The 9,624-nt window shown below is 73.2% G+C and carries 8 protein-coding genes and 1 pseudogene; 8 read left to right on the top strand and 1 reads right to left on the bottom strand.

The window, feature by feature from the left end; all coding sequences use genetic code 11:
• The 3 genes from I5E_RS18025 to scpB form a co-directional block, all read left to right on the top strand.
• Nucleotides 1-858, top strand: an 858-nt coding sequence (locus tag I5E_RS18025; RefSeq protein ID WP_022908218.1) for a ParA family protein, incomplete at its 5' end; no start/stop codon positions are given.
• Entirely contained in the window at nucleotides 842-1,762 is a 921-nt protein-coding gene (locus I5E_RS18020) for a segregation and condensation protein A (RefSeq protein WP_022908217.1), read from the top strand. The genes I5E_RS18025 and I5E_RS18020, both read left to right, overlap by 17 nt.
• Nucleotides 1,752-2,441: an SMC-Scp complex subunit ScpB gene (scpB, locus tag I5E_RS18015; RefSeq protein WP_022908216.1), complete on the top strand. Its 690-nt coding sequence runs from the start codon at nucleotides 1,752-1,754 to the stop codon at nucleotides 2,439-2,441. The genes I5E_RS18020 and scpB overlap by 11 nt, the downstream gene beginning before the upstream one ends.
• Nucleotides 2,442-2,512: 71 nt before the next feature.
• Here scpB and I5E_RS26615 read toward each other — a convergent pair whose 3' ends face one another.
• Complete coding sequence (locus tag I5E_RS26615; protein ID WP_022908215.1) at nucleotides 2,513-3,391, bottom strand: hypothetical protein; 879 nt, start codon at nucleotides 3,389-3,391, stop codon at nucleotides 2,513-2,515.
• Nucleotides 3,392-3,625: 234 nt separating this feature from the next.
• Here I5E_RS26615 and I5E_RS26610 point away from each other — a divergent pair, with 234 nt between their 5' ends.
• From I5E_RS26610 to I5E_RS17990, 5 genes and pseudogenes are all read left to right on the top strand, one after another.
• The gene (locus I5E_RS26610) at nucleotides 3,626-4,378 is read left to right on the top strand and encodes a pseudouridine synthase (protein WP_042724031.1); all 753 of its coding nucleotides are present in this window, start codon (nucleotides 3,626-3,628) and stop codon (nucleotides 4,376-4,378) included.
• A 76-nt stretch (nucleotides 4,379-4,454) separates the two neighbouring features.
• Complete coding sequence (locus tag I5E_RS18005; protein ID WP_022908213.1) at nucleotides 4,455-6,794, top strand: Ig-like domain-containing protein; 2,340 nt, start codon at nucleotides 4,455-4,457, stop codon at nucleotides 6,792-6,794.
• 80 nt (nucleotides 6,795-6,874) lie between these two features.
• Nucleotides 6,875-7,999, top strand: coding sequence for a prephenate dehydrogenase (locus I5E_RS18000; protein WP_022908212.1), 1,125 nt, complete (start codon nucleotides 6,875-6,877; stop codon nucleotides 7,997-7,999).
• A gap of 143 nt (nucleotides 8,000-8,142) precedes the next feature.
• Nucleotides 8,143-8,850: a (d)CMP kinase gene (cmk, locus tag I5E_RS17995; RefSeq protein ID WP_042724030.1), complete on the top strand. Its 708-nt coding sequence runs from the start codon at nucleotides 8,143-8,145 to the stop codon at nucleotides 8,848-8,850.
• 68 nt (nucleotides 8,851-8,918) lie between these two features.
• Nucleotides 8,919-9,624, top strand: a pseudogene (locus I5E_RS17990) (GTPase); the annotation flags it as partial.

Genomic DNA, 9,624 nt, shown 5'->3' with positions numbered 1-9,624 from the left:
CAGCCCCGGACCGGCGAGACCACCTACGGTCCGACCGGACGGCCCGTCCGGCAGTTCGCGGTGCCCGAGGAGCTCGACGGCCACGGTCCCGCTCGCATCATCGCGCTGTGCAACCAGAAGGGCGGCGTCGGCAAGACGACGACGTCGATCAACCTCGGTGCGGCGCTGGCCGAGTACGGCCGCAAGGTCCTCGCGGTGGACTTCGACCCGCAGGGCGCGCTGTCGGCGGGTCTCGGCGTGCGGACCCACGACATCCCCACCGTCTACGACCTGCTGATGGGCTCGATCAAGGACCCGAACCAGGTCATCCAGCCGACGAACACGCCCTACCTCGACGTGATCCCCGCGAACATCGACCTGTCCGCGGCCGAGGTGCACCTCGTGAACGAGGTCGCCCGCGAGCAGATCCTCGCGAGCGTGCTGCGCAAGGTCCAGAACGACTACGACGTGATCCTCGTCGACTGCCAGCCGTCGCTCGGCCTGCTCACCGTCAACGCCCTCACCGCGGCGCACGGCGTCCTCATCCCGCTCGAGTGCGAGTTCTTCGCGCTGCGTGGTGTGGCGCTGCTCATCGAGACGATCGACAAGGTGCGCGACCGCCTCAACCCGGCGCTGCAGCTCGACGGCATCCTCGCCACGATGTACGACTCGCGCACGCTGCACTCGCGCGAGGTCATGGAGCGCGTCGTCGACACCTTCGACGACCGCGTGCTCGACACCGTCATCGGTCGCACCGTGAAGTTCCCCGACGCCACCGTCTCGGCACGGCCGATAACGCAGACCGCGCCGGACCACCAGGCCGCGCACGCGTACCGCCAGCTCGCCAGGGAGCTCGTCGAGCGTGGCGCCGTCGCCTGACGCCGATCCTGCCGAGGCGTCGGCGCGGCCGGACCGCGTCGCCGACCCTGCCGAATCGGCGGCGCGGCCGGACCGCGTCGCCGACACGCAGTCCGCTCCGGCCGGCACGCAGACCGCGCCCGGCTTCCGGGTCCGACTCGCCGGGTTCGACGGCCCGTTCGACCTGCTCCTCTCGCTCATCACGAAGCACGAACTCGACATCACCGAGGTGTCGCTCGGCGCGGTGACGGGGGAGTTCATCGCGTACGTGCGACAGGCCGAGTCCCAGGACGAACTCGACGAGGCGAGCGAGTTCCTCGTCGTCGCCGCGACCCTGCTCGACCTGAAGATCGCGGGACTCCTGCCGCAGGGCGAGCTCGTGGATGCCGAGGACGTGGCCCTACTCGAGGCCCGCGACCTGCTCTTCGCCCGACTGCTGCAGTACCGCGCGTTCAAGCAGGCGGCCGACTGGTTCGGGTCGCGGTGGCTGACCGAGTCCCGACGCCACGCCCGGAGCGTCCGCCTCGAGGAACGATTCCGGGCCCGGACGCCCGAGCTCGTCTGGACCCTGTCGGTGCAGGACTTCGCCGCACTCGCCACCCTGGCGTTCGCGCCGCGCGAGCTCCCGACGGTCGGGCTCGACCACCTGCACGCCCCGCTCGTGAGCATCCGCGAACAGGCGGCGATCGTCGTCTCGATCCTCCGCACGCGGGCCGACGAGGACGTCTCGTTCCGCGAGCTGGTCGCCGGCGTCGCGGAGACGGGTATCGTGGTGGCTCGCTTCCTCGCGATCCTGGAGCTGTACCGGAACGCGTCCATCTCGTTCGAACAGCTCGAACCGCTCGGGGAGCTGACGCTTCGGTGGACCGCCGATGACTGGTCCGACGAGAGCCTCGCCGACCTGGGAGCCGACTATGACGGATGACGTGCACGACGGCTCCAGTGCCGAACCCGGCGGCGCCGACGAGATGGCCGACGCCCGGGCGATCGAGCGCGAGATCCACGAGGCGCACGAGCGTGCCGCCCGGCCGGAGATCCCCGTCGACCGACAGCTCGAGGCGATCCTCATGATCGCCGACGAACCCCAGTCGCTCGTGTCCCTCGGCGCCGCCGTCGGTGCGCCCGTCCCCGCCGTCCGACAGGCCATCGAGCGCCTCGTGGCGGACTTCGACGGCGTCGACGGCACGATCCGTCGCGGGTTCGAACTCCGCGAGGTCGGCGGCGGCTGGCGCTTCTACGTCCGGCAGGACCTCGACGACGTCGTCGAGCAGTTCGTCGAGGCCGAGCGCCCCTCCCGCCTGTCGCAGGCCGCGCTCGAGACCCTCGCGGTCGTCGCGTACAAGCAGCCGATCACCCGGTCGCAGATCGCCGCGATCCGCGCCGTCAAAGTCGACGGCGTCGTCCGCACGCTCGTTGCGCGCGGCCTCATCGAGGAGTCGTTCACCGACGCCGAGACCGGCGCCATCAACTACGTCACGTCCGACTTGCTCCTGCAGCAGCTAGGCATCAAATCGCTCGACGAGGTACCACTCATCTCGCCCCTCCTGGACGACGGTACCGGCGGCATCGAGCAGAACGAAGGGATCCCCGAAGGCCGAGTATGAAGAAGAACGACGAAGGCAGCCCACGGGGCGGCGCGGGTGCACGCGCCGGTTCGAGTCGGCCTGGAGGCGCGTCACGCGACCGCACAGCCGGCTCCGACCGTGCGGGTGCTCGGTCCGAGGGCGCGGGTCGCGACGAGCGCGGTGGGTACCGCGGGCGCGACGAGCGCCCGGCCTCCGGCCGACGGGACGACGACCGTGGCGGCTCCCGTGGGCGTGACGACCGGGGTGCCGGCGGCGGGTACCGGGGCCGTGACGAGCGTCCGGCGTCCGGTGGGCGCTACCGGGGTCGTGACGAACGTCCGGCGTCCGGCGGCGGCTACCGGGGTCGTGACGAGCGTCCGGCGTCCGGTGGGTACCGGGGCCGCGACGACCGCGCAGGATCCGGCCGCCGCGACGACGACCGTGGTGGGTACCGCGGCCGGGACGACCGTCGTGATGCTCCGCGCCGCGACGACCGCGGAGCCGAACGCGGTCGGTTCGTCGGCCGCGAGGACGACCGCCGCGGCGGTGACCGCGGGGGCTTCGTCCGCCGTGACGACGACCGTGGTGGGTACCGGGGCCGTGACGACCGTCGTGATGCGCCGCGCCGTGACGACGACCGTGGTGGGTACCGCGGCCGTGACGACCGTGCGGGCTCCGGCCGGACGGGCGACGACCGCGGTGGGTACCGGGGCCGTGACGACCGTCGTGATGCCCCGCGCCGCGACGACGACCGTGGCGGGTACCGCGGCCGGGACGATCGTCGTGATGCGCCGCGCCGTGACGACGACCGTGGTGGGTACCGCGGCCGTGACGACCGTGCGGGTTCCGGCCGGACGGGCGACGACCGCGGTGGGTACCGCGGCCGTGACGACCGTCGCGATGCCCCCCGTCGCGACGACGACCGCCGCCGCGACCCCGCCCGTGAGGACCGTCGGGCACCCGACGGCCGCCCGAGCACCGTCTGGCACAACGGCCGCCGGTACGTCGGCGGCACCACGACGGCGCGCAACGGCGACCGTCCCCGGGGCGGCGGGCCGCGCGGCACCGACCGGCGCACCACACCGCGCCCCGAGGGCACGCGTGACCAGCAGGGCCAGCCGCTCGAGGGCACGCCCGAGCGCCCGATCATCCCGGACTGGGACGCGGCGGACGCGACGGCGGGTGGCGGGGCCGCACCGTCCCTCCAGGCAGAGGGTGAGCGCCTGCAGAAGGTGATCGCCGCTGCGGGCGTGGCGTCCCGACGCGTCGCGGAGAACCTGATCGTCGAGGGCCGCGTGACCGTGAACGGCGAGGTCGTCGACGCGCTCGGCCGCCGCGTCGACCCGGAGACCGACGAGATCGCGGTGGACGGCGTCCCCGTGCAGATCGACACGTCGCGCCGCTACGTCGTCCTCAACAAGCCGACCGGCATCGTGTCGAGCCTGCAGGACGAGCGCGGTCGACGCGACCTCTCGGAGTTCGTGGACCGCTACGAGGAACGGCTCTTCAACGTCGGGCGACTCGACACCGAGACGTCCGGGCTGCTCGTCCTGACGAACGACGGCGACCTCGCGCACGTGCTCGCGCACCCCTCGTTCGGCGTGATGAAGACGTACATCGCGAAGGTCCGGGGCAACGTGAACCCGGGCACCGTGCAGCGTCTGCTCGACGGGGTCGACCTCGAGGACGGGCCCATCGCGGCCGACAAGGTGCGGCTGCTGGAGTCCTCCCGCGGGGAGTCGCTCGTCGAGATCACGCTGCACTCGGGTCGGAACCGGATCGTGCGCCGCATGCTCGACGAGGTCGACCACCCGGTGCTCGAGCTCGTCCGGCGCTCGTTCGGACCGCTGCACCTCGGATCGCTGCCCATCGGCAAGACCCGGGAGCTGTCGACGGTCGAGCTCGGGAAGCTCCTCCGCATCGCTCGCGACGCCAAGGGCGTGCCGGCCGACGGCGCGGAGGACTCCACCGACTAGGAGCACATCACAGTCGGAAGTATTTCATATTCACAATCTAGAGTCGTGCCGCCTCGTCCGACTCCAGAAAGTGCACATGAACACGCTCACCCGACGATCCGTCGCGGCAGCGGGAGCCTTCGCGCTCGCCGCTGCTGCGACGGGGATCGCCTTCACGTCCTCGCCGGCCGCTGCCGCGCAGACGGACGTCCCCCGCCAGCCCCTGCCGACCGAGTTCACGCTCGCCGTCCCGAGTGACGACGGCACCACCCTCGCCTGGACCGGCGCGCCCGACCGCTCCGAGCTGCGGGAGTACGCCAGTCCCGCCGCCGCAGCCGACGCGGGACTCACGCCGTTCTCCCTCATCCCGGACGCCAACGGCTTCGCCAAGATCGTCGCGGGTGGTGCGTCGTTCGGGTACTGCCTGTACCTCGGCCAGACCACTGCCGGCACGGTCGGCGCCAGCATCAGCAAGGACCGCTGCGGTGTCGCCGCGTCGAACTGGACGGTCACCGACGGCCGGATCACCTCGCCGTACGGGTACGCCCTCGGCAACGAGACCGCCCGTGTCGACGGCACGGCCGGACTCGCCGCGACCGCCTCGGCCACCGGCGCGGACTTCGGCATCGAGACCGGCTTCGCGGACGCCGTCCCGCCGACGACGTTCGACGTGACGTCCCCGACGACCAACGACCCGAACGACCGTGCGGTCCTCCGGGGCCGGACCGCGCCGTCGAGCACCGTCCTCGTCACCGACCGCAGGGGCGCCAGCCTGGTCCGGGGCACCGTGTTCACCGATGCCACGGGCGCGTGGGAAGCGCACATCGACTCCCCGCCCCGGGGCGTCACCGAGCTCGACGTCCTCGTGACGGTGTCCACCGGGCAGACCGTCCGCGAGCGGAGCTGGGGGACCGTGTCCTACGGCGCCGGCATCAGCGCCGCGTCGGACACCACGCCGATCGGCGTCGACGGGACCGCCGCCATCACGGGGACGGGCGACCCCGGTGCCGCGGTCCGGGTCGTGACGGGTGGCCGGGCCGACCCGGTCGTGGTCGGGCGCGACGGGACGTGGACGATCGACGTCACGGTGGACCGGGCGAAGCGGGCAGCGACGTCGTCGGTCGTCCTCGAGATGGCCGGCGTCGGCGGACAGCGCACCGTCGTGCCCGTCGCCGTCCGGGCCGCATCGCTCGACGCCGACCTCGTGTTCCCGGCCGACGCGGCCGAGTCCGCCTACGTCGAGGGCGACGCCGAGCCCGGATCGACGATCGAGGTCCGCGCGACGGACGGTGCGGCCGTCGGGACCGCGACGACCGACGCCCGCGGTCACTTCGAGGTCGAGGTCGGCGCACCGGACGCCAGCGGGCGGAAGGACCTCCGGGTCGTCGAGCGTTCGGACGGCGAGGTCGTCGCGCAGGACGACGTGACGGCGGACTACGGCGCGCCCGTGCGGATCCTCTCGCCGTCGACGGGTGGGACCCTCACGCCGGGGTCCGAGGTCGTCGGCACCGGGGAGCCCGGGGCCGAGGTCGCGCTCGAGCTCGGCGGGAAGACCGTGCACACCATCGTGGACGCGGACGGCGAATGGAGCGCACGGTTCGGCGACGCCGGCGACCGTCCCTTCGCGCTGACGATCCCGGACGCCCTGCGCTTCACCGAGCGCAGCAAGCCGGCGATCAGCGGCACCGGCACCCCCGGTGCCGTCGTCCGCTTCCAGCCCACCGCCGGCGACGACACCGGACACACGGACACCACCGTGCGCCCCGACGGCACCTGGCGCATCGCGGGCGCCGACCTGCGGCTGACCGTCGGGCAGCGCTACGACGCGGCGGTCGTGCAGCGACCCGGTTCCGCCGACGAGCGCACCGAACGCGTCCGGCTCGAGAGCGACCTGCGCCCGATCACCGTGACCTCGCCGGAAGCCGGGGCGACGATCTCGCCCGACCACGGGTACGTCACGTTCAGCGGGACCGCCTCGCCCGGCGACCAGCTCGCCGTGCGCGTTCCCGGTGGCGACCGCGTCGCCAGCGCGGTCGTCCGGGCCGACGGCACGTGGACCATCCCGGACGTGTTGTTCCCACAGGGGCAGCACACCGCGCGGATCGTCGGACTGTACGGGGACGTCGACGTGTCCTTCACCGTGGCGTCCGACACCGGCTCCCAGCTCCGCATCACCTCGCCGACCGAGGGCAGCACCGTCGACGCCGACCCCGACTTCACGAACCCGGGCGTGCGGTTCCGCGGGACGGCGGCGCCCGGCGCGTACGGCGGCATCGTGGACCTCCGGGACGGCACGGTGCGCGGGTTCCAGGTGGACGCCTACGGGGCGTGGCAGCAGACCCTGCCGCTCCGCGAGGGCGCGAGCCACGTGCGCGTCACCGACACGGTGAACGCGCCCGTCGAGCTGCGCTTCACCACGCGCTGGCCGGTCGGCTGACCGATCCGCGCCCCTCGACGGCTGCGCCCCGCACGGAACCCGTGCGGGGCGCTGCCGTCGGCGATCGGTAGGCTTGCCCGGTGACCGACGCCACCGCCCAGCACGACGCACCGGAGATCGACCGGCGTCTGCGGGGACCCGTGCGGATCGTCGGCGCCGGGCTCCTCGGGGCCTCGATCGGGCTCGCCCTGCGGGAGAAGGGCGTCGAGGTCGTCCTCGACGACGTCTCGCCCGCGGCCCTCGCGCTCGCCGTGGACTACGGCGCCGGGCGACGCCCCGCCGCCGGCGACGCCCCGGAACTCGTCGTGGTGGCCGTGCCGCCGGACGTCGTCGCGACCGTGGTCGAGCGTGAGCTCCGCGCCTTCCCGGACGCCGTGGTGACCGACGTCGCGAGCGTGAAGTCGGGGCCGCTGACGAGCCTGCGGGCCGCCGGCGCCGACGTCAGCCGCTACATCGGCTCGCACCCGATGGCCGGACGCGAGCGCAGCGGGCCGACCGCCGCCCGCGCCGACCTGTTCCTCGGGCAGCCGTGGGTGATCGCCGGGCACGACGACATCACCTACCGGCGCGCCGCCGTGGTGGAGGACCTGGCGCTCGACCTCGGCGCGACCGTCGTCCCGATGGAACCCGAGTCGCACGACCTCGCGGTCGCCTACGTCTCGCACGCCCCGCAGCTCGTGTCGACGCTGATGGCCTCGCGGCTGCGCGACGCCCCGGACGGCTCGCTCGGGCTCGCCGGTGGCGGGGTCCGTGACGTCACCCGCATCGCCGCGAGCGACCCGGGGCTGTGGGTGCAGATCATCGGCGCGAACGCCGAGCGGATCCGCCCGGTGCTCGCCGACCTCCGCGACGACCTCGACCGGGTGCTCGCGGCCCTCGACGACCCGGCGGCCCCGGGCTCGCCGCGCGCCCTCGCCGAGACCATCGCCGCCGGCAACCGCGGTGTCGAACGGCTGCCGGGCAAGCACGGCACCACCAAGCGCTTCGCCCAGGTCGTCGTCCTCGTCGACGACACCCCCGGGCAGATCGCCGCGCTCCTCACGTTCATCGGGGAGATCGGCATCAACCTCGAGGACATGCGCCTCGAGCACTCACCGGGCGCGCAGATCGGCATCGTCGAGGTGTCGGTCCTGCCCGAGCAGGAACAGCGACTCGTCGACGAACTCGAGGGTCGCGGATGGAGGATCGCAGCAGCATGGGCGTGAACAACGACGACTCCGGCGTGACCGGTGGACCCGACGGACCCGACACCGGGCTCCCCACGCCCGGCGACCAGCCCGGGCCGATCGGCGGCGCCGGTGGGGCCGGCGGCGGGCTCGACGGGCAGGGCGGCGGCGAACCCGGTTCGATGCGCGACCCGCTCCCGGCCGGGCTGCCCGACGGTGCGTTCGTGGCCAAGTTCGTGATCGCGGTGGACGGTCCCGCCGGCAGCGGCAAGTCCAGCGTGTCCCGTGCGGCGGCGCGGGCGCTCGGCTTCGGCTACCAGGACACCGGTGCCGCGTACCGCGCGCTCGCCTGGCACGCGCTGGCCGAGCAGGTCGACCTCGACGACGCGTCCGCGGTCCTCGGCAGCTGGGACTCGTTCGACTACGAGATCGGGACGGACCCGGACGACTACTTCGTCCGGGTGAACGGCACCGACGTGACCGACGCGATTCGCACCCCCGAGGTCACGGGCGCGGTGGCCCACATCGCGAAGCTGCCCGAGGTCCGCCAGCGGCTCGTGCAGCTCTTCCGGAACGTGATGCGGAAGGCCGAGGGGCGGGGCATCATCACCGAGGGTCGGGACATCACCACGGTCGTCGCCCCCGACGCCGAGGTCCGGATCCTGCTGACCGCCGACGAGTCCGTTAGAATGGCCCGGCGTTCGGCTGAGGTCACGACCCAGTCGGCCGCCGAGACCTCCGCCGCACTCGCTCGTCGCGACGCGGCGGACGCGAAGGTCGTCGACTTCATGAACGCCGCCGACGGCGTCACGACGCTCGACTCCACCGACCTCGACTTCGACCAGACCGTGCAAGCGGTCGTCGACCTGGCCCGCGCGGCCGGGCACTGACCACCAGGGCCTCGCGCGGCCACGCACTGACAACACGCGGCCGAAGGGTCGCCGGCAAGGACACCCACATGGCGCAGCTGGACACCCCCGAACACGACGACTTCCCCGAGTACGACGACGCCCTCGGCGAGCGGCTCGCCGGACTCGACGACGCCGAGGCCGAGCAGCGGGCGAACGCGCTCCGCGCCGGGCTCGAGGACTACGAGCTCGACGAGGAGGACGTCGCCCTCCTCGACGCCGGGCAGCTCGGCGAGGACGGCATCACGTACCTGCCGGCCTACCCGGTGCTCGCGATCGTCGGCCGCCCGAACGTCGGCAAGTCGCAGCTCGTGAACCGCATCCTCGGCCGTCGTGAGGCCGTCGTGCAGGACACCCCCGGTGTCACGCGCGACCGCGTCTCGTACAAGGCGGAGTGGAACGACAAGCGGTTCACGCTCGTCGACACCGGCGGGTGGGAGCCCGATGCCAAGGGCATCAACGCCTCGGTCGCGGCGCAGGCCGAGGTCGCGATCGACCTCGCCGACGCCGTCCTCTTCGTCGTGGACGTCACGGTCGGCATCACCGCCACCGACGAGCACGTCGTGAAGATGCTGCGCGGGACGGACCGCCCGGTGATCGTCGTCGCGAACAAGTCGGACGACGACCGCCGCGACCTCGACGCCTACGAGCTCTGGAACCTCGCCTGGGGGAGCCGCACCCGGTGTCGGCCTGCACGGCGGGGCGTCGCGGACCTCCTCGACCTCATCATCGCGACGCTCCTCGACACGTCGGCCG

The organism is Curtobacterium sp. B18 (assembly GCF_000333375.1).
Taxonomy (GTDB): Bacteria; Actinomycetota; Actinomycetes; order Actinomycetales; family Microbacteriaceae; genus Curtobacterium.
Note: the sequence above shows the minus strand (reverse complement) of the source record. Positions and strands in the feature narration are given on the sequence as shown.

Excerpts from the sequence above, each read along its gene's own strand:
- scpB (WP_022908216.1), top strand. The coding sequence starts at position 1,752 with ATGACGGATGACGTGCACGACGGCTCCAGTGCCGAACCCGGCGGCGCC.
- I5E_RS18005 (WP_022908213.1), top strand. The coding sequence starts at position 4,455 with ATGAACACGCTCACCCGACGATCCGTCGCGGCAGCGGGAGCCTTCGCG.
- cmk (WP_042724030.1), top strand. The coding sequence starts at position 8,143 with ATGCGCGACCCGCTCCCGGCCGGGCTGCCCGACGGTGCGTTCGTGGCC.